22 protein-coding genes and 1 pseudogene are annotated in these 25,813 nt (G+C 38.4%); 2 read left to right on the top strand and 21 right to left on the bottom strand.

What is annotated here, in order from left to right; genetic code table 11:
• Positions 1-4: 4 nt before the first annotated feature.
• From CAN34_RS09890 to CAN34_RS09805, 18 genes are all read right to left on the bottom strand, one after another.
• Positions 5-1,207 carry a DegT/DnrJ/EryC1/StrS aminotransferase family protein gene (locus CAN34_RS09890; RefSeq protein WP_089555517.1) on the bottom strand — a complete coding sequence of 401 codons (1,203 nt, stop codon included), beginning with the start codon at positions 1,205-1,207 and terminating at the stop codon, positions 5-7.
• Between the two features lie 109 nt (positions 1,208-1,316).
• Complete coding sequence (locus CAN34_RS09885) at positions 1,317-1,955, bottom strand: acetyltransferase (RefSeq protein WP_089555516.1); 639 nt, start codon at positions 1,953-1,955, stop codon at positions 1,317-1,319.
• 19 nt (positions 1,956-1,974) lie between these two features.
• The gene (locus CAN34_RS09880) at positions 1,975-2,568 is read right to left on the bottom strand and encodes a sugar transferase (protein ID WP_089555515.1); all 594 of its coding nucleotides are present in this window, start codon (positions 2,566-2,568) and stop codon (positions 1,975-1,977) included.
• Between the two features lie 3 nt (positions 2,569-2,571).
• Positions 2,572-3,807, bottom strand: a complete 1,236-nt coding sequence (locus tag CAN34_RS09875) for a glycosyltransferase family 4 protein (protein WP_254423156.1) — start codon at positions 3,805-3,807, stop codon at positions 2,572-2,574.
• Between the two features lie 6 nt (positions 3,808-3,813).
• The gene (gene wecB / locus CAN34_RS09870) at positions 3,814-4,884 is read right to left on the bottom strand and encodes a non-hydrolyzing UDP-N-acetylglucosamine 2-epimerase (protein WP_089555513.1); all 1,071 of its coding nucleotides are present in this window, start codon (positions 4,882-4,884) and stop codon (positions 3,814-3,816) included.
• Positions 4,881-5,993, bottom strand: a complete 1,113-nt coding sequence (locus tag CAN34_RS09865) for a glycosyltransferase (RefSeq protein ID WP_089555512.1) — start codon at positions 5,991-5,993, stop codon at positions 4,881-4,883. The genes wecB and CAN34_RS09865 overlap by 4 nt, the downstream gene beginning before the upstream one ends.
• Positions 5,990-7,078, bottom strand: coding sequence for a glycosyltransferase (locus CAN34_RS09860; protein WP_089555511.1), 1,089 nt, complete (start codon positions 7,076-7,078; stop codon positions 5,990-5,992). Before CAN34_RS09860 ends, CAN34_RS09865 begins: the two co-directional genes overlap by 4 nt.
• 261 nt (positions 7,079-7,339) lie before the next feature.
• A complete protein-coding gene (locus tag CAN34_RS09855) occupies positions 7,340-8,548 on the bottom strand; it encodes an O-antigen ligase family protein (RefSeq protein ID WP_089555510.1) in 1,209 nt (402 codons plus the stop codon).
• 512 nt (positions 8,549-9,060) lie between these two features.
• A complete protein-coding gene (locus tag CAN34_RS09850) occupies positions 9,061-10,491 on the bottom strand; it encodes an oligosaccharide flippase family protein (protein ID WP_089555509.1) in 1,431 nt (476 codons plus the stop codon).
• On the bottom strand, positions 10,478-11,731 hold the full coding sequence (locus CAN34_RS09845; RefSeq protein WP_089555508.1) for a glycosyltransferase: 1,254 nt from the start codon (positions 11,729-11,731) through the stop codon (positions 10,478-10,480). Before CAN34_RS09845 ends, CAN34_RS09850 begins: the two co-directional genes overlap by 14 nt.
• Positions 11,728-12,807 (bottom strand): DegT/DnrJ/EryC1/StrS aminotransferase family protein, encoded by a 1,080-nt coding sequence (locus CAN34_RS09840; protein WP_089555507.1) that lies wholly within the window; start codon positions 12,805-12,807, stop codon positions 11,728-11,730. The genes CAN34_RS09845 and CAN34_RS09840 overlap by 4 nt, the downstream gene beginning before the upstream one ends.
• A gap of 1 nt (position 12,808) precedes the next feature.
• Complete coding sequence (locus CAN34_RS09835) at positions 12,809-13,393, bottom strand: acyltransferase (RefSeq protein WP_089555506.1); 585 nt, start codon at positions 13,391-13,393, stop codon at positions 12,809-12,811.
• A gap of 12 nt (positions 13,394-13,405) precedes the next feature.
• On the bottom strand, positions 13,406-14,350 hold the full coding sequence (locus CAN34_RS09830; RefSeq protein WP_089555505.1) for a Gfo/Idh/MocA family protein: 945 nt from the start codon (positions 14,348-14,350) through the stop codon (positions 13,406-13,408).
• Between the two features lie 17 nt (positions 14,351-14,367).
• Complete coding sequence (gene tviB / locus CAN34_RS09825) at positions 14,368-15,645, bottom strand: Vi polysaccharide biosynthesis UDP-N-acetylglucosamine C-6 dehydrogenase TviB (RefSeq protein ID WP_089555504.1); 1,278 nt, start codon at positions 15,643-15,645, stop codon at positions 14,368-14,370.
• A gap of 65 nt (positions 15,646-15,710) precedes the next feature.
• Positions 15,711-17,720, bottom strand: coding sequence for a nucleoside-diphosphate sugar epimerase/dehydratase (locus CAN34_RS09820; protein WP_089555503.1), 2,010 nt, complete (start codon positions 17,718-17,720; stop codon positions 15,711-15,713).
• Between the two features lie 53 nt (positions 17,721-17,773).
• A complete protein-coding gene (locus CAN34_RS09815) occupies positions 17,774-20,035 on the bottom strand; it encodes a polysaccharide biosynthesis tyrosine autokinase (protein WP_089555502.1) in 2,262 nt (753 codons plus the stop codon).
• Between the two features lie 69 nt (positions 20,036-20,104).
• Positions 20,105-20,536 (bottom strand): low molecular weight protein-tyrosine-phosphatase, encoded by a 432-nt coding sequence (locus tag CAN34_RS09810; protein WP_089555501.1) that lies wholly within the window; start codon positions 20,534-20,536, stop codon positions 20,105-20,107.
• Positions 20,537-20,555: 19 nt separating this feature from the next.
• Positions 20,556-21,662 carry a polysaccharide biosynthesis/export family protein gene (locus CAN34_RS09805; protein WP_089555500.1) on the bottom strand — a complete coding sequence of 369 codons (1,107 nt, stop codon included), beginning with the start codon at positions 21,660-21,662 and terminating at the stop codon, positions 20,556-20,558.
• A gap of 429 nt (positions 21,663-22,091) precedes the next feature.
• Here CAN34_RS09805 and rluB point away from each other — a divergent pair, with 429 nt between their 5' ends.
• Complete coding sequence (gene rluB, locus CAN34_RS09800) at positions 22,092-23,024, top strand: 23S rRNA pseudouridine(2605) synthase RluB (protein WP_089555499.1); 933 nt, start codon at positions 22,092-22,094, stop codon at positions 23,022-23,024.
• Positions 23,025-23,148: 124 nt separating this feature from the next.
• Here the strand turns inward: rluB and CAN34_RS09795 are convergent, their stop codons facing one another.
• The 3 genes from CAN34_RS09795 to CAN34_RS09785 all read right to left on the bottom strand — a co-directional run bounded on the left by CAN34_RS09795 (position 23,149) and on the right by CAN34_RS09785 (position 25,533).
• Positions 23,149-23,706 (bottom strand): hypothetical protein, encoded by a 558-nt coding sequence (locus CAN34_RS09795; RefSeq protein WP_089555498.1) that lies wholly within the window; start codon positions 23,704-23,706, stop codon positions 23,149-23,151.
• A gap of 208 nt (positions 23,707-23,914) precedes the next feature.
• Positions 23,915-24,574, bottom strand: coding sequence for a hypothetical protein (locus CAN34_RS09790; protein WP_089555497.1), 660 nt, complete (start codon positions 24,572-24,574; stop codon positions 23,915-23,917).
• 197 nt (positions 24,575-24,771) lie between these two features.
• On the bottom strand, positions 24,772-25,533 hold the full coding sequence (locus CAN34_RS09785; RefSeq protein WP_254423155.1) for a hypothetical protein: 762 nt from the start codon (positions 25,531-25,533) through the stop codon (positions 24,772-24,774).
• A gap of 163 nt (positions 25,534-25,696) precedes the next feature.
• On the opposite strand from CAN34_RS09785, the pseudogene CAN34_RS14495 reads away from it, so the two are divergent.
• Positions 25,697-25,813: pseudogene (locus CAN34_RS14495) on the top strand (amino acid transporter); the annotation flags it as partial.

Here is a 25,813-nt window from a genome sequence, read left to right as displayed (position 1 = left end):
TAAATCATTGGTTATGTATTTTAGTAAATACGTTATCAATAGCTTGTACCGTTTGCTCAATCTCTGCGCTAGTCAAAGTCGGATGCACCATGAACATTAAGCTAGTTTCGCCGAGCTGCTTTGCGATTGGCAACCTAGGCTCTGGCCGTAAACCGGTATTATCGAATGCTTTTTCCAGATATACCTCAGAAGCTGATCCTGAAAAACAAGGAACCCCTAATTCATTGATTGCTTGAATAATACGATCTCGTGACCAGCTGCTAGGTAAGTTATCTGCTTGTACATAGACGTAAAGCTTATAATAGGCATGTTTAGAGTCTGCAAACTGCGGTGACGCTTCTAATCTTGGTACAGACAAATAGCCTTTTGCTTCCCATTGAGCACAGGCATCTAAGATAGCTTGAGCATTAGCCGTACGTTTGGCGGTCCAATTAGGCATTCTAGCTAATTGAATACGACCGATTATTGCCTGCATCTCAGTCATGCGCCAATTGGTACCAAAGCTCTCATGCAACCAGCGGTAGCCTGGTGGATGTTCCGTTTCATAGACCGCCGCATAGCTTTTACCATGGTCTTTATAAGCCCACATCTTGCGCCAAAGCTGCTCATCATTGGTGGTAACCATACCGCCCTCACCGCCTGTAGTCATTATTTTATCTTGGCAAAAGCTCCAAGCACTTATATGCCCAATACTACCAATGCTACGACCTTTATAACGCGCACCATGCGCCTGTGCACAGTCTTCGATGACATATAGATTATGCTTATCTACCAGCGCCATAATGCCATCCATATCACAAGGCCAGCCTGCCAAATGCACGCAAACGATGCCTTTAGTTTTATCCGTCAATACCGCAGCGATCGACTCGGGTGTAATATTACCTGTTGCTTCATCAACCTCGGCAAAAACAGGCGTCGCTCCAATGTTAACCACCGATGAGATGCTAGCAATAAAGGTACGCGGCGTGACGATCACTTCGTCACCTGCGCCAATACCTAATGCTTGCAAGGCAACATCTAATGCCAACGTACCATTACCCATGGCAATCGCATATTTGCTATCAGCCCACTCAGCGAACTCGGTCTCAAACTGACGGCATTCTTGACCTGTCCAGTAATTTACCTTATTGGATAGTAATACTTGACTGACCGCATCCGCTTCTTCTTGAGTAAAGCTTGGCCAAGGTGAAAATGGAGTGTTTAGCATGGGTACCTCGATGGTGCTGATTTATAATTGATGATTCATCATTGACGATTAATAACTTATAACTTAACTTAGAACCAAATATTTTATTCTGACTTTTTATTTATACTTTTTATCTATTAAGGGGTCGTGCAGGATTACCAACTACGACTGCTCCAGCTGCAACGTCTTTGGTAACCACCGCACCCATCCCGACGATAGCACCTTTACCAATAATTAATGGCTTATCAGGTGTTCCTTGCTTGATGACTGCTCCTGACCCAATGTAGGCATGATCATGGATATGAATATTGCCATTGCAACTGACGCGTGGGGCAAAGGTGACATAATCACCGATGACGCAATCATGAGCAATATAACTGTAGATATTAGCGTGGAATTGCTTGCCAATTTTAATATTTGATGTCAATTGGGTGAAATGACATAATACCGAACCTTCGCCTATTTCAACGTTATCTAATACAATAGTGTTAGAGGCTTTTACTGATAAAACAGCTAGATTGTTTTTGCTACATTTAGCGATTAAAAATTCTCGAATTTTACTATCCGCAATGGCCAAAACTACCGACTTATCTTGATACGCTAAGCTTAAATAATCTTCATAGTTGTAGATCTTATAGCCATTTAGTTCTTTGTCTTCTGATCCATCATCTACAAAACATAGACTTGCTTTTGGGTATTGCTCACGTACCAAAGGCAATAACTCCCTACCAAAACCACTTGCACCATATATACCAATTAATTGCTGCATTTTACTTCCTTTTTACTAATTATTTACTTCCTGTAAACTTACTCATCGTCGCTTCACCATCCGCGCTAATGCCGTCTTTAATCAGCACTTTTTTAACCGTTTTGACTAGTATCTTAATATCTAACCACAATGACTGATTGTCTACATACCACGTATCAAGCTCAAACTTCTTATCCCAACCGATGGCGTTACGCCCATTAACTTGGGCGTAGCCAGTAATACCAGGGCGTACATCATGACGACGTGCTTGTTCTTTACTATATAGCGGTAGATATTCCATCAATAATGGGCGTGGTCCGACTAAGCTCATGTCGCCTTTGACGACATTCCATAGCTCAGGTAACTCATCAAGACTGCTATTACGTAAGGCTTTGCCAAAATCAGTCAAGCGCTCGCTATCTGGTAGAGGATTGCCATCACTATCTATGGCATCTTTCATCGTGCGAAATTTAATCATTTCAAACGGCTTGCCGTCTAGACCAGGACGCGTTTGGCGAAATAGCACTGGTGAGCCTAAGTTCTTTTTGACTTTATAGGCAGTGATGGCATATACCGGAGATAAAGCGACTAAAGCGGTAGTCGCAGCAGTGATATCGAAAAGGCGTTTTATCATGGTTTAATTCGCTTTAAATAAAGTATTTTCTAATTTATTGGCTAGTTTTTTATAAGTTAGATGCTCAATAACAAATGCTTTACCTTTTGCACCTATTTTCTCACACTCAATAGTACCCTTTGATTGCAATTCTAATATAGCTTTAGCAATGGCCATAGGGTCTTCTGCTGCAACAGTGATACCTGCACCAGCTTGTTCAATGAAGTCACCTTTGCCAGAAAACGAGTGAATAATCGGTTTGGCTGAATATAGATACTCTGGAATCTTATTAGCAGCGATACCAAAACGGTATATAGATTTTTTTTGCCAACCTATATAACAGGCATCAAATTGGGATAACATAGATTGAACTTGGACTTTCTCTATTGGATCAATGAACGTTATATTATTTAATCCTAAAAGCTCTGCTTTTTTTATTAGGGTTGATCTGCTTTTACCAGAACCAACTAGGACAAAGTGAATGGTTGAATTGTCTTTAAGTATGTTAGCAGCGTCTATTAGATAGTCCATGGCATTGGCTTCACCAAGCGTCCCAGTATAACCCACGACAAATTTATCAGTAGGTATCTGATCTCGCACCTCTTTACTCAAGGCTTCTTTATTATCAAGCTCTACTAAAGAAATACCATTAGCAATCCAAGTAAATTTATCTTTTTGCATACCTCTAGATTGCATATGCTCAACTGCGTTGGGCAAATTAGAAAATACATGATCAGCTTTTTGATAAGCTTGATCTTCTATCCACTGCAATAGCTTGACAAATGGGTGCTTTTTAGAGTAGCCGCCCAACTTAATCAATGTAAGTGGCCAGATATCACGCACTTCAAATACATAAGGCACTTTGTAATGACGCGTTAAGTATCTTACTCCAAAATAGCTAATCAGTGCTGGAGATGAGTGCAAAATAACATCTGGAGTGTTATCTATCTGTTGAGTCAGCTTTGTCAATTGTTTTGAGAATAAGAACTCGTTGATGATTCTTTTTTTGCTGTGGGCATCGGAATATTTTGGAAGCTTAACCCATACAAAGTGAAAGTTATCTTCAATTTTTTCTATCAAAAAGTCCGTGTCAAGCGTTTTACTGGTATGCAATAAATGACTGTAACTACCTGCTACTATATAAACTTTGTAGCCTTGTTTTGCAAGCTCTTGTGCTAGATAAAAGTGCCTACCACCCATACCTGTATCTAAAGTAGATGCATATTGGTTAATTATCCAAATGGTTTTATTTTTATCCATTATCTATTAAACCTTTTCTAATACATTAACAATGTTTTGAGAGGCATGTCCGCCGCCGTACAAACTTAATGGATCTTCGATAGTTTTACCTAACATAGCTTCAGTACATTGGATAATCTTTTGCGTATCTGCCCCTGCCAATACATTGACGCCATGATCTATTAACTCTACCCACTCAGTTTGATCACGCATTGTCACGCATGGTTTTTTAAAGAAAAACGCCTCTTTTTGTACTCCGCCACTATCTGAGACTACCGTATCACAATGCTTAAGTAACCAAATCATCTCAAGATAACCCACTGGCTCCAACACCAACATTTTGAGTTCTAGACCAAGAGACTTGACTACTTTCTGTGTACGAGGATGTAGTGGTAGTACGACTGGTCTTATGTGTTCGTGGATATAATTTAGCGCCTCTATGATAGACTTTAGGCGGGTTGCATCATCTGTATTTTCGGCACGATGCAGAGTGGCTACTATAAACCCTTCATTAGGTACATCAACTAGTGACGATCCTTTAACGGCACGCTCAGAGAAGAATAAAGATGAGTCTTGCATAACATCACCTACGTTTAGGAGCTGAACAGGTTTTTTATCAAAACCTTCATTTTTTAGGTTGCTCACAGCCATATCTGTTGGACAAAACAATATATCACTGATCTGATCTGTCAAAATACGGTTGATCTCTTCTGGCATTTGCATATTAAAACTACGCAGCCCTGCCTCGATATGGGCTACAGGAATATGCAATTTAGCAGCGGCTAAAGCACCCGCTAAAGTCGAATTAGTATCACCGTAAACCATTAATCTGTCTGGCTGCTCTGCCAAACAAATCTTTTCAATCTGCTCTAACATACGCCCAGTCATAGCACCATGACTCCCACTATTAATATCGAGCTGATAATGAGGTTTAGGTATGCCCAATTGATCGAAAAAGATGTTCGACATATTGGCATCAAAATGCTGACCGGTATGGATAATCTTTTCATCTAATATCGAGCTGTTCTGAATCGCCTTAGATACAACACTGGCTTTGATAAACTGGGGACGCGCGCCAATTACGGTTAGAATTTTCATAATTTACTCTTATACTGATTAATTATTTTTTCATAAAGATTAGTCATAGTATTTATGCAGGCGCTCCAATCATAGGTATCGATTACATGCTGCTTACCTGCTTCACCCATTTGAATTCGCAAATCTCGGTCTAATACTAACTTGCTAATCGCGTCAGCAGCAGCTTGCGGATTTTCTTTTGGTACGACTATACCTGTTTGACCGTCCAATACGACTTCTGGCAAGCCACCTGCATTAGATACTACGACAGGGCGGCCAGCAGCACCCGCTTCTATGATAGCTACACCAAAGCTTTCTTGACGACTTAAAGCCACATAAATATCTAGCTTCTCCAGTTCAACAGGTACTTGTGAGCTATCTACGCGTCCTACAAAGTCAATTCTTTTAGATATACCTAACTGCTGTGTAAGTGCTTTGAGCTCTAGTTCTTGGTGACCCGCACCCACCAACCTTAATCTCAAGCTCTTCTCTATTTCTGGATGAGTTTGCGATAGGTTTTTTAGGAGTATCTCAAATGCTTTAATTAAGATATCGATACCATATAGTGGAGCCAGTGTCTTCACTGTACCAATAATGATTGGTAAATTAGCATCTCGATTTGCCAATGATGTAGTCAAAGAGTCATAATACACGGTATCAACCCCAAAAGGAGTAATGGCAATATGACTCAGCTTTGGGGCAATAGAGCGAGTCTGCTCGGCCATACAGATACTAGTCGAAGCGACACTGTTAGCTGCTAATAAGTTTTTATTTACTAAATATTTATGTAAAGGTGATTTATAAGGAAAGTCATATATATCACTACCCCAAACCGATAATAGCCATGGATAATAGCCTACTAAACGTGCCGTAGTGCCATAACCGCTAGCATAGTGTGCATTAACAATATCGGGCTTTATAAGTTTGAGTAGCCTTTTGACAGCTGGCACCATCGTAAAATAGCCCAATACGCCACGAAAGGGCAGTATATGAACCTGTACTCGTGCATCCATTGGCTCTAGCTGAGGCTGCTGACTAATCAGATGCACCTCTAGACCTGCCTCTGCAAGTCCATTCGCCCAGCGTATAGTATGAATAGATGATGCTCCAGATAGAAGTGCTACTTTCATAATGATAAATCCTTAACTACTTGTTTCGCTCTTGCTTGCCAAGTATGCAATTCGGCGATAACGCTCATTTGTTGTTGTATATCTTCTATTAGCTTAGGCGAGGATATCAGTTCATCAAATAGACTATTAAGAGCACTTTCCTTGTAAGGCAAACTCCAGCCAATCTTATTTTTAGCAACGAAGCTTCCAGCTAATGTACCCTGTGATGCGATGATAGGCTTACGATTACCAAGATATTCATATAGCTTTACAGGGGCTGCAAACTCCCTGTATTCTTGCGGTTTTACAAAGATAGAAACAATATCTGAATCAGCCATTAGAGCCTGCATATCTCCACCACTTTTATGCACAATTTTTATATTCTTAGATAACTCAGGATATTCGGATTTTACAGCATCCCACTCGCTTTCTCTGGTACAAAGTATAAGCTCAATATCATCACGCTGATTTATAACTGAAAATAGGATATGCATTTGATAATGATCAGACATACCTCCTACATAAAATATCTTAAGCTTGCCGGTTATATCATTTCGGTATTTATCCTGAATATCAATATCATGACCGGGTGGCAAAGCAGCAAAAATATTATCAGATATGAAAGGAATATATTGACCCATTTCCATGGAAGGTAAATACAGTTTAGTTAGATATAGACTATAACTATACAAGTCATATTTGTAAGACAACTTAGCCATAAAAATTTTTAATGGGTTTAAACCTTGACCATAACCATCAAATATCCAGTAAATATCTCGATAAAACAATCCAATTGGTATATTACTATTTTTGCAAAACCTAAAGAAATTAAAATCCAATAAAGGATTTAATGGTAAATGGTGTGTATCCGTTAAAATCGTAGGCATCGTAGAACTTTCAGAGTAAACAAAATCATACTTAACACCTAATTCGATTTTTTTCTTGATTGCTTTGATTGAACTTTTACGTTCAGTACTATAACCAGTTACAGTATCGACTATATAACCTAAATCCTCAAACGCTTTAAGCATCTTTAAAGGGCGAATGCCACTGGCTGAAGTTGCATTAAGCTGCAGTGGTAGTGGGTGGTGAAAAATAATCCTCATTGAAAAACAACCTTATTAAATAATTTATTTAAAGCTAACATAAAAATAATGATATCAGCATTGCATTATTTTTACGGTTATAGTAGAAACCACTCTACTGAAGCAATGTTTTATAAATATAGATTTGTTACTTACACTATCAAAATAGGAAAATATACAATACGCATACTGGGAATAAAATTCTTAACCACATTAGCCTGAAAGAGTATAATTATTTATTCACTATAAATTAAATATACAGAAATATAATAGCAGTAGACCCTAGTTTCTTTTAAGAGTATTTCTTGTTGAAATGAACATTAAATATATAAAAGCTAGAATAAAAGCAATACGAACATCCGTTATAAATACACTAGGCCAGGCCATAACAACTCCGACCAAAACCAACATATGTAAAGAAAACAAAAAATTATTACTTTTAATGTATTTATCTTTATATATATAAGGCAACAGTAGAACATACAAATAAAACAGAATAATCATGATAGTAGATAGCAATCCATAGACACCTAAGTAAAATATATACTCGTTATCCATATGACCTGATACAGGCCCAAAATATTCTTTTCCATGTCCAAAAATTAAAGGTACAGGCTTATCAAAGATCAAATCAATAATATAGTCTGTTTTTTCCAGCCTTGCTTGGTAAGAACTACGCTCAAGACCATGAGAAAACAAAGTAAACAAATACCTCAAATCTCCACTATACTTTATTAAAAAATAAAACCCTAAAGGTATAATAAAGATAATATAATTTAGGGCTGTTTTCTTAGTTTTTTTATCCATGAATAATAATGCGAATACCAAAGCATATAACCCTCCTCCTAAACAAACAATAAAAGAGGTTTGGGATTGTGATAGTACGACAACAAAAAAACTTAAAACAGCTGTTAGAAAAGATCTAAACTTATAGTTATCAACTATCGCTTGAGACATTGAAAAAATAAAAATAATTGCCATTATTGATCCATTTTGACCTGGACCTGAGTTGAGCCCTAGCGCTCTAGAAGAGATACCTAAAGAAACTTCCCTTTGAAGTTCAGAACCATAAATGCTAGTTATTGGATCCACAAATCCTAATAAAGCGATTTGAGATATACTAACTATAAAATTGCTCACTGTATAAATAAGAAAAATATTAATAATACATTTTATAGCATCGTTTTCTGGGATATTTTTTATAACAAAAAACAATAGAAATATTGGAGAAAATCGGACAATTTCTGTAAAATTCCTGATAGGCTCTAACCCATAGTAAAACATACCTATAAGAACAGATATAATCAATAATATATAAAATATTATGAAAACTACAAAGCTGTTAACTTTTAATAGTACGAATTTATACATAAAGCCAATAAGCAATATAGATGAAGTAACTAATATTGTAAGTAATTCCAAGTATTTAGAAGGGAAAAACAATAATATTATGAAAGCAAAGTAAACCGAATATATTTTTGGTATTTTCATATTAGCCTATATGAAGGGTGTTTTTATATAATTACAGAGAGTGCAACTTTGTAAACTCAATCTAGAATAGAAGAACTATAGGTCATACTGTTAAATAATCAAGATAGAGTATTGTCTATCTAGTTATAGCGTAAAGAATTTATCTGCGGCAACTTTTTCAATAAGATTTATATCAGAACTAAAAAATGATAACCAAAAGATATGGTAGTGCTATCTATTCAACAATTTTTAGATACGTTTCTTTTATAAAATCGGGTATCATCCATTACAATTACGCATTTAGTTAGAGGTTTAGGGTGTGTACTAATATTATAATAGGGGCTGTCAATGTTCTGATTAAAGCAATCAACTACAAACAGCACCTTTTCATAGAGAGTATCAATGACTTGCGTTCAAAAGTCTCCTGATTATATTATCTGTTCTTTTATTATTTCGCTTATTTTAAAACGGTTAGATTTTAATTATAAAGAAATAAGTATAATAGTTTTTTAATAACTCTCATATGAAATGAATTATAGATGTTTTTTACCAATCTGTTTATATATATTTATGGTTTTTGTATAAACTGAATTTACAGTAGGTCTAAAAAATATAAACCCTAACAGAAGCAGTATAGACCATACAATAACCGTGAAACTACTATCCTTTAAAAAGACACTATGTATTATTGTTGCTACTAACAACAAAGTTATTAATAGATATGCTTTAACTCTTGGCATATTTCGCCATACTAAGCGCGACAACTCAGTTCTTAAAATATAGAACACCCAAAAAGCAACGGCAGTTGATACCGCTGCTCCCGCTGCTCCCATCCTCGGTACTAAAATATAGTTACCCACTACATTAATCGACATAGCCCCTATAGATGCTACCATGGACAATTTAGTCTTACGTGCAATCGTTATGCCTACTGCTGTTGTTTCAGATAAAGTATAAAACAGAGGGCCAAGCAGACAAGCAGTAATTAAATACTGAATAGCAGCATACTCTTTGGGTAAAAAGTAAGGTAATATCCAAGAAAACAATCCTGATAATACCGTAACGAAATATATAGCAGCTAATAAATGCTCTGATATCTCATCTATTTTGGCTAGATCTACTCCCTCATTGACCCACTTATAAACCATAGGTGCCCAAATTGTATTAAAGATGCCCGCAAATATGGCTGCAACACCTGCAATACTAGCCGCAACTGAGTAAACGCCTAACTCTGAAAAAGTGGACATACCTCTTAAAAACAGCTTGTCCATCACTTTAAGGCCCCAAGCAGCCAGACCACCAACAACTAATGGCAGTCCAAACGCCAGCAACTTATTAAGCTCTTTATAATCTATCTTATACCTAAGAGCACTTAGCCACTCTTTTCGAGTATTCCATGCAAACACTAAAAATATCGCGGTAATTGACAATGTATGCGCGGTAATTAAGTTATAAGCATCTTTAGTCAGACCTAACCAAACAGTAGAGAGTATAAATACTAAAAATAGAATTTTAGGAAGTAACTGACTCATTGAATAAGCCAACGCTCTTTCCTCCATTCTCAAAATAAGAGATAAGAATCGCGATATCAATGAAAGTACAAAACAGACAATACTAATTATAGTTAAATAAGTACTGGGAATGTCATAAAGCCATTTAGAAATTAGCTGACTATCAAAAATGAAAATAGGACCAAAAAATACTAGGCTAAGAATAAGGCCAGGTAAGAGCGCAGTCTTAAATAATTTCGGCTTGACCTTGTGTTCATGATATTCACGTACATAGGCTTGATCTAAACCTAAACAAAATAGCAAAACTGAAAAGCTTGCCACTACTTGTAACATGGATATTCGGCCAACATCTTCAACAGAATAAAACCACGTAATGATGGGTAAAGTAATAAAACCCATCATTGCTGCACCGATAGGACCTATCGCATAGCCTAGTATTTTATTGCGAGTCATATAAGCCTGCAATACTCTCAACTTGGTTCACAAATAGCGGATAATTCACACTAGAATTAAAATATTTTTCTACCCAAGACTTTGCATTGACTCGGTAAGCTTGGTTTTGGTTCTCTGAAATAATCATATCGATACCATCGATAATATTATTAATACTAAAGTTACTGGGTAATAGGTAACCGTTAGTCTCATTGACTAGGTCAGATATCTCACCTACATCTGGAGCAATAGCAGGTACTCCATAACTCATGGCTTCCATTATAGAGACTGGAATACCTTCCGACTTACTAGCGTTTATAAATACATCGAAATATTCTTTTTCTAATTTATTTTTAACGTCTTTATTATCTAGCTGGCCAATAAAATCTATTTTAAGATTATTACATTGATATTCTAACTCATCTGCGCTAGCTTTAAGCGTCTCATATAAAGAACCTCCACCAATGTGCGTCCATTCAACCATTGACTGACTATTGGCTTTTGCATAAGCTTCTACCGCAGACATAATCTTATCTACCTGCTTCACTGGTACGCAATATGACAGTGATAATATCCTAACTTTGCCCGCGACTGGTTTACTATCAGGCTGCCCTAAAGGTATGTCAACCCCTAGTCTACCAATATCGAGATATTGAGGGCCAGCACCATAAGTGTCTTTATAATAATTCAGAGCATTAGAGGACAATAAATAAACTTTATCAAACTCGCCAGCGAACTGTCTTTTTAAAGGCATATAGTCATTAGCACGCATGTCTTCATAAATATCAAACCTATGCGCTCTTGAAACGATATGCTTTACAACACCTTTTCTCTTTAACAAACAAGCCGCGTAAAATGACGTATCATTCCAGTAGCTATAAACAGTTATATCCCCAACTAATGGCTTTAAAGAATCTTCTAACGTGCCCTTAAGTCTCAGAGTTAAAGCTGTTGTTTGCAATGCTGACTTGATATCTGCAAGCCTACTTTTAGAGCGGCTATATTTTTTTACATACAGCACTTCTTTGTGATACAGAGAACTTAAAAGACTTTTAAGTACATAAGTTGCTTTAGGTTTCTTATGTATTAGCTCAATAACTTTGATATTTTTTGGATAAGGACGACAAATTCCCTTCGTTTGATAAGGAATAATATATACGTTATCGAAGCCTGTATTTTCCCAATACTGAATTTCACTTTCTAAGAACTGTTCACCACCTTCATAAGGAAAGCTACTAGTCAGTAAGACTAAGTTATTCATTCTCTTAGCGCCTTAACAATATTTTCTTGCTCTACTTGCGTTAAATAGGGATGCATAGGCAAACTCATTACCCGCTCAGCAACGGTATCACCTACTGGTAGTACTGCGTTAGTATCTGCAACTGCAGGCTGCTTATTCAATGGTATTGGATAGTGTACTGCTGTCGGGATACCTTGCTCTTTTAGCTTAGCTTGTATCTCATCACGACTGTCAACTTGAATAGTATATTGCGCCCACGCACTCTGATTATGTGCTTCTATAAAGGGTATCGTGGTAATACCTGCTTCAGTAAAGAGCTGATTGTACGTATCTGCTACACGCTGACGTGCTTGCATCTCATCATCTAAAATTTCAAGCTTAGGCAGTAGTATCGCTGCTTGTAAGGTATCTAAACGACTATTAACACCGACTCTGATGTGATGATAGCGACGATCTTGACCATGCCGTGCTATTTGTCGAATTACTGTGGCCAGTGCTTCATCATTGGTAAAGATAGCGCCGCCATCACCATAACAGCCTAACGGCTTACTAGGGAAGAAGCTGGTACAGGCGACCGTCGTTAAATTACAAGACTTTTTATCTTTATAGCTAGCGCCAAAGCTCTGCGCTGCATCTTCAATCACTGGTATATTATATTTGGCAGCGATAGCATTGATAGCGTCATAGTCTGCGCACTGCCCGTAAAGACTGACACCGATAATAGCCTTAGTACGCGGTGTAATAGCGGCCTCAAGCTGTTCCACATCTAAGTTATAAGTCTGTGGATCGATATCCACATAGATAGGTTTGGCACCTAATACCGCAACCGTCTCTGCTGTCGCGATATAAGTAAATCCTGGCGTAATAACTTCGTCTCCAGGACCGATACCAAATGCCATTTGGGCAATTTGTAGCGCATCAGTACCATTGGCACAAGTAATGCAATATTTAGCACCTGTATATGCTGACAGCTTTTCTTCAAGCTCATGAACTTCAGGACCTAAAATATATTGACCGTGAGCCAATACCTTTTGGATATTGGCATTTAATTTATCTTTTATTCTATCTTGCTGTGCGACTAGGTCAATAAACTGCATGCTAAGCCTCCTTCTTAGTAAGCGTGCCATTAATAAGCGTATATTTAGCACCCGTATGGATGCATCTTGTATCACCATCTCCAGTTAATGGTAGATCTAAACGCTCGCCATACTCGCTCATCCAACCTATTTGCTTGGCGGGTACGCCAACCATCAACGCGTAATCAGGAACATCTTTATTCACCAAAGTGGCAGCGCCGATAAAAGCAAATTTACCAATAGTATTGCCACATATAATCGTACAATTGGCACCCATAGAGGCACCTGTTTTTACCAGTGTACTCATATATTCCGATTTTCTATCGACAAACGAGCGAGGGTTATAAACATTGGTAAAGACCATGCTTGGACCACAAAAAACGCCATCTTCTAAAGTAACATTGTCATAAACAGACACGTTATTTTGTATTTTGCAATCATTACCGATGATAACCTTATTACCGATAAAGACATTCTGACCCATAGAGCATCTTTCACCAATTTTTGCTTCAGCAGATATATGGACGAAGTGCCAGACTCTAGATCCTTTACCTATTTGAGCGCCATCATCAACTATTGCGCTAGGATGCTGGTAGTAATCATTCATTATCCTATCTCCTTATTTACTCAAGAACGGATGATAATCACCCTTCAGACCAATAGGCTGTGCATCACGAATATGAGCTACCGTACTAATTGCGGTACGATTTTCTTCTAAGCCAAAACCATGACCTGCTAGTATTTGTTCATAGCTACGATTATGTAAGTCAGTAAAACCACCAGAGAACTCTATATCTTCGCCATCTACTGTAATTGATCTAAAAGTACGCTGACCTGTAGCTAATATATCGGCTGGTACATCTTCTACGTCAATAGACAGAAACCAGCGAACACGGGCATTCTCATATTCTAAATAACCAGATGATTTAGTCTCTGAAACATGGTGTACAATATTCTGCTGTAAATCCCCAAATATAAAGTGCAACATATCGAAAAAATGCACTCCTATATTAGTTGCAATTCCTCCTGATTTATTGACATCTCCTTTCCATGATTGTAAATACCATTTACCTCGAGAAGTGATATACGTTAGATCAACTTCGTACTTTTTATCTCTTGGTTGACTTTTTACTTTTTCTCTAAGTGCAACTATAGCCGGATGCACTCTTAACTGAAGAATAGTATTTACTTTATGTCCGGTATCTTTTTCTATTTCTAATAAACCATCGATATTCCAAGGGTTTAAAACCAAAGGCTTCTCGCAAATAGCATCAGCACCACTACGTAAAGCAAAGCGCATATGTGAGTCATGTAAATAATTAGGGGAACAAATTGACATAAAATCTATTTTTTTATTCTCAATTTGACGGTGCAACTTATCTACATGTCGATCAAACCTTTCAAATTCAGTAAAAAAATGTGCTTCAGGAAAATGGCTATCCATAATTCCTACAGAGTCGTTCGGATCATAAGCAGCAACCAACTCATTCCCTGTAGCTTTAATTGCTTGCATATGTCTTGGAGCAATATAACCAGCTGCTCCTATTAGGGCAAATTTCTTCATTTTATATCCTTAATAAATTATAGGCGAATGTCTGTTTCTTCTTCTTGGAATACATGTTTTACGTCATAGACCACGTGGTTTGATTTAGCCAATGCTCTTATAGCTTCCACCCCCATTTTTTTATAATCACTATGATCAACGGCAACCACGACACCATCGTAATAGCCTTTTTGTAAATCATCGATCAATTCAATCCCGTAATGCTCGAATACTTCTTGCTTATCAGCCCAATCATCATAGACATCAACATTAATATTAAAGCTTTTTAGCTCTTTAACAATATCAATGACTTTGGTATTACGGGTATCAGGGCAATCGCCTTTAAAGGTAAAGCCAAGTACCAATACTTTTGCCTCATCGATATGTATTTTATTACGCGCCAGTTTTTTAACCATCTGCGTGGCCACATATTGCCCCATACCATCGTTGATACGTCTGCCAGCGAGGATAACTTCTGGGCGGTAACCAACTTCTTGGGCTTTATGAGTTAAATAATAAGGATCTACACTAATACAATGACCACCAACCAAACCGGGCTTAAATTTAAGAAAATTCCATTTGCTACCTGCAGCATCCAATACCGCTTGCGTATCTATACCGATGATATTAAAGATCTTAGCAAACTCATTAACTATAGCGATATTTAAGTCGCGCTGCGTATTTTCAATGACCTTAGCAGCTTCAGCGACTTTAATTGACGTGGCGCGATAAGTGCCAGCTGTGATGATAGAGGCATAAAGACTATCGATTAAATCAGCCGCCTCTGGTGTTGAGCCTGAAGTAATCTTAGTAATTTTAGTCAAGGTATTTACTTTATCGCCTGGATTGATACGTTCAGGACTATATCCCACATAAAAATCTTGGTTAAAAGTTAGCCCTGATATTTTTTCTATAATAGGAATACAGACTTCTTCTGTCGCACCAGGGTAGACAGTCGATTCATAAACCACGATATCGCCAGCTTTTATCACTTTTCCAACCGCTTCAGAAGCACTTTCTAAAGGTGTAAGGTCTGGCGCGTTATTTTCATCAATCGGTGTCGGTACTGTGACGATATAAAAGTTATAATCGGCAATTTCGCTCAATTCAGTGGTAAATTTTAATGAATTAGCTGCCTTTAGAGCCTCACTGTCCACTTCAAGCGTACCATCAAAACCATCTCTTAGTTCTTGCACTCGCTTCTGATTAATATCAAAACCGACTACTGAGCGATGCTTACCAAACTCGACGGCCAATGGCAGACCTACATAGCCAAGCCCAATAACTGCGATTTTTATATTGTTGAGATCTAACATAGTATTCCTTTATTAATTTAACTAATTATTCTTCAAAATATAATTGTTGATTTATACATTAGGCGCTATGCAGATTCAGAATCTTCTTGACGGCTTTTTTGATAGCTTTCTTGAGGATCGTCTTGAGAACTTTCTTGATAACCCTCTACAAAGTATTTAAACTGCTGCTTTAGCCAAGGAACATCAAACTGTTTCTGCTTTTCAGTAAGCTCAAATAATACCGATTCAAGCTCGTCTAATGGAAAGCTATGCTCCATTGCCTGCATGATAAGAGGGTGATCAGTTGATTTGACATTATCTTCACCGATGATTAACTCCTCGTAGAGCTTTTCACCCGCTCTGAGTCCCGTAAAGATAACTTCTATATCGCCATCTGGATGCGCGGCATCTTTAATCTCAAAACCGCTCAAATGAATCATTCGATGCGCCAAATCAACGATCTTGACCGGCTCGCCCATATCAAGCACAAACACCTCACCACCTGATGCCATCGCCCCTGCTTGGATAACCAAGTTTGCCGCCTCTGGAATCGTCATAAAATAGCGCGTGACATCAGGATGGGTCACAGTGATAGGTAGACCTTTTTGGATTTGCTTGGTAAATACAGGCACGACAGAACCTGAAGAGCCAAGGACATTACCAAAACGCACCATACTAATGCAAGTTTGGCTATCTGTCTGACTTAGACCCTGGCAGACTAACTCTGCTAAACGCTTAGAAGCGCCCATCACATTAGTCGGTCTTACAGCTTTATCTGTAGAGATAAGCACAAAGGTTTCAACATTGGCTTTGATAGCTGCTCGCGCACAGTGATAGGTGCCTTTGGTATTATTGATAACACCTTCAAACGGGTTGTGTTCTACCATAGGCACATGCTTGTAGGCAGCTGCATGATAGACAGTCTGTATATTATAAAGTTTAAATATTCTAAGCAGGTTCGATTCGTTAGTCACATTACCAATAACGGCAATGATTTTAATGTTTTTATAAGCGGGGTTGCTAGCTTGTTTTGCTATCAGTTCTTGATGGATGCTATAGAGTGCAAACTCAGACAGCTCATAGAGCACGATACATTTTGGTTGATTTTTAATCACTTGACGGCATAGCTCGCTACCGATAGATCCACCAGCACCAGTAACTAATATGCACTTGTCTTCAATATTTAGCCGTAAAAGGGCTTCATCGGGCTCAACTGTTTGCCGATCTAACACATCCAAGATATCAACCTTGCGCATACTGCTGACCGTGACCTTTTCGTCAGCGATTTCTTCTAAACTTGGTAATTCTTTGATTTTAATGGCTATGCCAGATAATTTATCTATAATCTGCCTTTTTTGCGCACGGCTGATAGAAGGAATCGCTAAAAAAACCTGGGCGACATCGAGATCTTCTACTAAGCTCATTAATTCATGCGCAGGATAAATCTTTTTACCCAATAAATAGGCACCAATGAGCTGTCGATCATCATCGACATACGCCACCACATTGTATTTATGCGAGTTCCTTAACCCTTCTAATAAGTCTTTACCCGCCTCGCCTGCACCATAGATAACAACATTATCATAACCATTTTCATTTCTTAGGCGCTGCTGACTCTTACCGCGCCAACGTGTCAACAGCTCACGGATGGTCAGTCTGCTATTCCACAGCCAAATAAAAAATAAAAATAAAAATATAATCGGAACGGAGCGCGGTATATCTTCTAAAGGGTTAAGGTAGATAATAACCCCATAAACAATAATAAGGACAAAGAATAACTGCGCCACACTACCCATGACGGTATCGAGAAAGCCTCTTGCTACCCCTTTATAGAAGCCTATGAGATACAAGCCTATAATTGGAAGCGCCGCATAAGCCAACAATATCATCGGGCTAATATCATGGGCGATATGACCATAGCGTAAAGACAAGGCTAAAAACAAACAAATTAATGACAGCGCAAAGTCTATACTAAGCAAAATTGCCCGCTTAACGCTACGAGGTAATGACAATAAGTATTCAGCTATATGTTGCAACCAACTACTTTTAGCATTCAGTGATTGATACGCATTTTTAGTTTCTGACTTTATGAACATAACACTCAACTACTTAAAGGATATTAATTTAGGCAAAGGCTCTAAAAAAACGACTAATTATTATTACCATAAGCATAACTATAGTGGTAGCTATATTTGCTCATAATACCTTGTTGTACATCGTTGAGAATAATACCATCCACCTTTATGTTAGCTTTATTCATCTGATTGACCGCATAAACCACTTGGCCTTCTATAGATTTATCATAGCGAGCTACCATTAATACTTTATCTGCATACTGGGACAAAATCATAGCATCAGAAGCTGCCAATACAGGGGGCGAATCGATGATAATATAATCATAGTGAAGATTTAACTCTGCCATCAAATGATCAAAGCTACCGTTAGCCAATAGCGACGCAGGGTTACGCGGATGCTCGCCTCGCGGCATAAAGTCAATATTATCAATACCCGTCGAGTGGATAAAACTTGCTAGATTGCTAGATTTTTCTACGGTATCAATTTTTGATAGCTGAGTAGTGTCTTTTGATAAGTGAGTCGTATCTTGCGATAAATAATCGGCCAAACCGTTATGCTGATCCATATTAAACACTTTATGCAGCTCACCTAAACGCATATCAGCATCCATGATTAGAATCTTCTTATCTAACTGCGCAAATACCTCTGTCAAGTTAGAAGAGATAAAAGACTTGCCGACCCCAGGGCTCTCTCCTGTAATCAGTATAACTTTTGCACGCTGACCGGCTCGCCCTTGGCTTGGCATCCCAAACATCAGATTAGTTCGTAAACTCTTAATAGCTTCATAACTTAGACTATTATTGTCCGCATACGCGAGTAGCCTATTCGATGTCTTTTTCTTACCCAGTCGTGTCAGTATTGGTGAACGTGGAATCGTTGCAATAACAGGTACACCAGTTTTAGCTTCGATACGTTCAGGGTCTTTGACCACATTTCTAAGCATGTTTTTAAGCAGGACTAACATAGTTCCAAGCATCGCCCCTAAAAGCGTAGCTAATATTATTATCAATACTTTCTTAGGTGCGATCGCTTTAAAGTTATTGATAGGCATATCAATAATACGAGCATAACCAATTTGCCCAGCCCTAACGATTTTCAACTGCTCATAGTTTTTAAGCAGTGTTAGATAGATCTCTCTGTTGATCGCACTATCAGCTGACAGTTGTAAAAACTCTCTTTGTATCTCAGGTAGACCTACAATCGTATTATCTATCTCATTTTTTCTATCATTAAGTACCGCAAGTTGCTCATTGATCTGGATTACTAGTGGGTGCTCTTCTGTATAATAAGTAGTTAGATCCGCTTTTTTAAGCTTGAGCTCGTTAAGCTGTACGTCGATATTTGAGTTCTCAGTAAGCAGTAGCTCAGCTTCTTTACTCACATCGATCGTGCCGTATTTTTTACGAAAGTTATTAAATATAGCTTCGGAATCTTCTAGCTTTTTCTTTAACGTTGGAATTTGTGTTTCCATAAAGCTAATCGTCTTGGTCGTCTCTTCAGAACCGCGCGACTGATTTTGATCGACATAAGATAAAATGATTTGTTTTAGAATTAAGCTGGTCTGCTGCTGATTAGCACCTGTCATAGATAATTCAATGATGCCTGTCTGCTTACCTTTCTCCACCACAGATAGCACACTATTAACAGTATCCGTCGTTACTTTTAATGACTGCTTGCTGATATTAATAGGATACCCATCAACTGGCAGATCATTTACCGTAATTTGAATCTGACCGTTTGTGCCTCTAAACTGATGTGCTTTGCCAATCTGACCTTTAAAGTCGTCGAAACCATTACTTAATACAAACCCTGTCGCAGAGCGCGTTAAGGTAAATGATTGGTTTAAATACTCTTGTGAGACATTAAATTGGCTAATCGCTACTTCACCATCTTCAGTTTTAAGAGACACCCCTTCAGGCTTATTTATCTGAGTATTAGTACTATTACTTTTTATTCTATCTAAAGCACCAATATTAGGATCAGACAGGCGAATCCGTAGATGTAATAAATTGACGACTGGCTCTAAGATCATACGCGACCTTATCAATTCTGCCTCTGTCTGAGCCTTACTGACTTCCGATCCAATAAGTTCCGAAATATCACTACCAAGCGCTGAGATACCTTTAGAATTTTCCTCTATCTGAATAAGCGCATCTGCTTTAAAAGTCGGGTTGACGTACCTACTATATAAAATCCCTATTATCAAACCCAATACAGCAAAAAAGACGATGACTTTCCAGCCACGTAAAATCGCAAAAACTAACGCCATTAAATCGATTTCGTCATTGTCTTCTTTAGAAGCAGAGTTTGATATATTCTTTGAATCTGTATTCATAACGGTAGGTTCATCACTTAAGGTAATCGTTTAGTATTTTAATGATAGTAGATAATTAACAACAATAGCTTAGCTAATTTTATCAGCCCATTGCGCTAAACCTTCAATAATATCTTGATATGCGGTTTCAAACGCACTTATCTCATGCTTGTAAGGATCAGCAATATCTTTATTCGTCCAATGACCAAGCTTAAAAGTTTTACCACGGCAAAAAGGCCAGCGCTCTTCAATCCATTTGGTTTGGCCGTCTGACATGGTGAAAATAATCTCAGCCTTTTTGGCCAATCCTTCATCAATTTGCTTAGCAACATGATGGGTAATATCAATCTGCTGTTTTGACATGATTTCTAGCGCTGCTGGATCGGCAGGATGGCCAACTAAAGCTCCAACACCGGCAGAATCAATGATTTTATTAGGGAAACGCTGCTTTAATAGTGCTTCTGCCATCGGACTACGACAAATATTACCGACACAAACCACTAAAATATTATCAAATGCCATAATGACTATTACCTGTTATCTATAAGCCTGAAAGGAGACTAATTGCAGAAGTTGAAGGTAGTATTGCACTAATGACACGGTTCCAGCGCGTTAAACCAGTAGGATCAACGTAGACGATGTCATTGGCACGCATCTCAAAACGATTGGCAAGCGCAAAACTGGTGATAGTCTGCATATCAACATAATAAATATCCGTATCCCTTGTACTAAGATTATCACGGACGACATATATCTTGGCTGCATTGGCGGTACTAGAGTTAAGTCCTTTAGACTCACCTAAAACCTGCGCCAAACTGATACCTTGCTCTTTAATAGCTACAGGCTCTACTTGTCCAAATTCTCCTAGGACATATACTTTATTACGATCTTGGCTATTGACATGAATAGAATCGCCATCTTGAAGATAGATTTGATTGGCGGAAGCACCCATTTGACGTAGCGACTGTAGTCCAATATTGTAGCTTGTCCCTTTGCGGTTCAGTACCACATTATTTGAGTCACCAGTAGGTGTTGCACCGCCAGCCATAGAAATCGCGCTATATAGCGAAACTGGAGTATCAGAAATTGCAAATTCGCCAGGCTGCTTCACTTCACCATCAATAAAGAATTTATTACCACGATAGTTAACGATTTTAACCTGTGGGTCTGAATATTTAAGATAGCGTTGCAATTGACTTTGCAGGTTTGCGGTAAACTGTGGCACGCTCAGACCACTGGCTTTAATACGTCCAATTAGCGGAAACTGTACAAAACCTTGCTGATCAATAGGGAAACCTATTGCATAAGGATTGGCAGTATTACTACTATTGGTTAAAGGAGGCGCAATCTCTGGATAACCGACAAGGGTAATACCCAGAATATCTCCTTCAGCAATACGGTAGTCTACTCGTCCGGATGTTTTTATTAATCGTGCTAAGTCACTACTAGGAATAACGGCTTGTTTTGGCGGTAAAGTAGCTAGGCTTAACGGTTGTACATTAAAATGTAGGCCATTTTCAGCGATGTAGGCGCCACTTGGCGGCAACTCGCCTGCTTGTAGCCCTGAATTAATGCTAGCACAGCCTGAAACCAGACTAAGCACTAGTAGACACGTTATACTTAATAACTTTGATGAATTGAAAAACATAAAAAAACCTTTATAAGTCATAGATATAAGTAGTGTCTAGCAATTGAAAAATAGACAGTCATACCAAAGCGTTACATGACACACAAAAAACAAAGCCATAATAACATAGGTGGTTAAATTTTGAACCATAATCATGTATTTTTGATAGAAAACGAACTTGATTTGACAGTGAATTATATGTAATTATTGGTATATTTAACAAATATAATTGCATGTTTATTAAGCCCGTTAATTAATAAATATTGTTATCTTTATGATTTCACCAATCGATTTTAACCAACAAATAATATTAAAACTATTTACTTTATTTGTGTATAAAAGCAGAGAGAGACCTAAATATAATCTCTGTAACGCTAATAAATAGCGTATAATAGCCAGTCAAAATTTATACATTGAGAAATGTAAACCCACCGATTCAAGGAAATCGTTATGAAAGATGAAAAACTGCAAAAAGCACTCGCCCGTATGGGACTTGGTTCACGTCGTCAGATGGAAGAAGTCATTAAAGCAGGTCGCGTAACAGTTAATAATGGCCCAGCAACTATCGGTGACCGCGTTGAGCAAGGTGATGAGATCCGTGTTGATGGTCGTCAGATCAAATATACTTCTGAAAATGAGAAACGTCGCCGCGTTTTGGCTTATTATAAGCCTGAAGGCGAAGTGTGCTCTGCTAATGATCCAGAAGGTCGTCCAACGGTTTTTGAGCGTTTGCCAAAACTGACTCATGACCGCTGGGTAATGGTAGGTCGCTTAGATATCAACTCAACTGGGCTACTATTATTTACCAATGATGGCGAGATGGCGCATCGCTTGATGCATCCATCTAGTGAAGTGACTCGTGAATATGCCGTACGCGTATTGGGCGATGTTACCCCAGATATGGCACGGGCGATGACAACAGGCGTCATGCTAGAAGATGGCTTAGCCAAGTTCGAAGACATCAAAGAAGGCGGCGGTGAAGGCGTCAACAAATGGCATCATGTTAAGCTTAAAGAAGGTCGTAACCGTGAAGTACGCCGTCTATTTGAATCCCAAGGCCTTAAAGTTAGCCGTCTATTACGTACGAGCTATGGTAATATTGCGTTACCAAAAGAGCTACGGACGGGTCGCTTCTTAGAGCTAGACAGAAAAGACATTAATACGTTAACAGACCTAGTAAGTTTACGTCCACGTTATGGTACTGGTCTTCATGGCGCCGCTAAAGAGAAGCAAGAGCGTATTAAAAGCAAGCCGCTTAAAGCACGCCGTACTGACACTCGTAGCGATAGTCGTAATAGTAGTGGTAGTGCGAAACCGAAAAGTAGCGGTAGCCCTGCTAGTCGCGGCACACGTAATACTCGTGACCGCAACGACAAGCGTTAATCTAAATTTATTTTAAGTCTTTTATAGATTTAGAGTAAGACATAAAAAAGCTGCCAATGATAAATCATCATTGGCAGCTTTTTTATATATGTTTTTTAATAGCCGATTCTTACTAGCTCAAAACTTAGCTATTATGACTATCGATATAGTTTTTCATGACTCGTAAATCCTGTAATTGCTGTTTCTGCATTTGCTCTAATAAGCTATCTAAGCGCTGTTCGATATTATCTAATGCTTCTTGCAACAATTTGCCAGCTTCAGCTCGTGATTTATTATTAACACTTTTAACCGTTGAATTAATAGTCGTCAGATGATAATAACTGGCGAGCATTTCAGGAAGCCGTGTTTGCAGCATTTTATGCAATACAAACTGCTGTTCGCTGATTGCAGGTGTCACTTTCTGTGCTTGCAGCTCTTTTTGATAGGCTTCATATTGACTTACTTTTTCATCAATACGCTGTAATTGGTGGAGCTGTTCGTCTGCTAAGGATTTAAGATATTTTTTATTAAGATTTAACTGTTGCCAGCTTATACTTGATAGCGATAGTGGTGCACTAGCATCCTGATAAATAAGTACGCCGGGCGTAATACCGACCGCTTTATGCAGAGCGTGCCAACCTTTTCTACCCAAATAAAAGACGGTCACTGTCGTTACGACACCAACGCCTATTAATATACTCATACTAGCTCACTTTTTATCATTCATTCAATCGTTCAACTCATGATTTAGTACTTATATAGTCAGTCCCAAATAAAATAAGTACAAATATTATAACGCGCTACTGGTATAACTTTTCCTTGCTTGCTGTGCCTATGCAGACAGAGGCTGCGCAAAATTTATACCAGTAGCACTGTGTTTATTTTATAGTGGATTGATTATAGTGCGCCATCTAAAGCTTAATATCTTCAGTATTAGCGCGTTCGCCATTTGGGCTTTCAATAGCATTGTTTTTAATAGCATTGATCTCAGTAGCGTTACTATCAAGCTGCTGTATATCGGCCTTGTTTGTCGGATTCTCAAAACGCTGCTGTAAATATCTATTGGTGGCTAGGAGCTTTTGTCCATCTTGATGATATGAGGCATTAAGCAGGTCATCAAACTGCGTATTAATCGTCATAAGCACATCTAGCAGCGCCTCTTTACCAGTGACATCAGAGTGCTTGATTTTAGTGTTATCAGCCAGTGCGCCATCTAAGTCATGTAAACGACGATAATCCGCTATTGCTTGCGGCACATGTCTATCCATCAAGTTTTGAATCATGATATAGGTTTCATTAACGGTATCTTTATCATCTATCTTGCCATCATTATTACTATCACCATAAATGACACGCAGCTTCTCACCTTTTTCATTTATTTGGGTAAGTGCTGTTTTGACTTCCTCTGGTAGGCTCTTTTCAGGAATATAACCCAATTGCGGCATCGCTTTATATTCGAGCATTTTGGGCGCAGTCACTTTTTTTATACCACGATACCCTAGATATAACCCAGCGGCTGGTAACACCCCATATAAAACAAACATTACTAACATCGCAGTTATTTGGGTCATTAGATAATCCTTATTATCTGGCAAAATTGATTGAGAACTTATTATTATTTTAAATACTACTACTGTATTTTAGCTCTTATTATTAAACAAAAAAATAAGGCCCTATTAAAGCCCTATATTGTTATGCATTGAGTCGATTGTGTGTCATGAAGCTAACCTAGCTTAATATAATAATGCCAATTTAAAGTAGTCAGCAGTTAGTTTTGCGTACGGCTTTTGACATAACGATGGGTTGAAGCAAGACGATTCATCACGGTTTGATGCAATTCATCCAATAACTCATCAAGCTCGTAATCGATCTCTAAAAATAAATCGGTCAACATATCGCCTGCCGTCATTTTACCCTGTACCACATTATTTTTTGTACGATGCGGACTGAAACGTTGCAGCTGCTCGTAATGATGCAATACTTCAGGAATGCTTTCGGACACGAGTTTATCGATGACAAATTGTCGCTCATTATGCTGCTGCTGTTGTTGCTCATTGAGCTCGCTACTCCATTCACGGTAACGTTTTAACTTGCCATTTATTCGATCTAGTATCGCGACCGCCTCAATAGGCATGGCGTTTAGGGTGGCTTCATCGATCACATCAACAAGCTCAGTCATAATCGGACAGCGTCCATGTTTGAGATACCATAAGGTATCTGGATCAAAAGGAGGTCTATTGGTCGGTCGCATCTTAGCACAATTGGATAAATAGCGATCGGTCAATGGTGTCGGCGTCCGAATATCATTCACTTGTGCTAAGGCATTACAAATACGTTCGGTACGCTGCGGCTCGGTAAGTGGTGAAGCAATAGGCAGTGAAGTTTTAAGCGTTGCAGCATTGGCATGCTTGTCAGCAGCATCGCTTTCATTATTAGCAGCCGCTTGCTGAGCCTTTTTGGCAGCGACGGTTGGCAGGTCATCTTGTGCTTGCCCAAACGACTGTAGCATTCTTGTCAAACTTATGACCATGACCTACCCTGCTCCTCGCCTATTTACGATTGGTTGCATCTTACTGTATATTGCATTCGGAATATTGCATTTGAACAATTAATCCCTTATCTTAACAGCTTTTTCCGGCGCTGCCAGTAAGCAAACGTCACCGTTTTGGTTTTTAAAGGTTAAGTCGACTGTCATGAATATCACCGATTATAGTTCTGGTTTTTTGCTTGGCTTATCACTGATTATCGCCATTGGTTCACAAAACGCATTTGTCCTCAAACAAGGGCTAAAACGCGAGCACATATTTTTT

Source organism: Psychrobacter sp. DAB_AL32B, from assembly GCF_002224105.1.
In the GTDB taxonomy this organism is placed as follows: Bacteria; Pseudomonadota; Gammaproteobacteria; order Pseudomonadales; family Moraxellaceae; genus Psychrobacter.
Note: the sequence above shows the minus strand (reverse complement) of the source record. Positions and strands in the feature narration are given on the sequence as shown.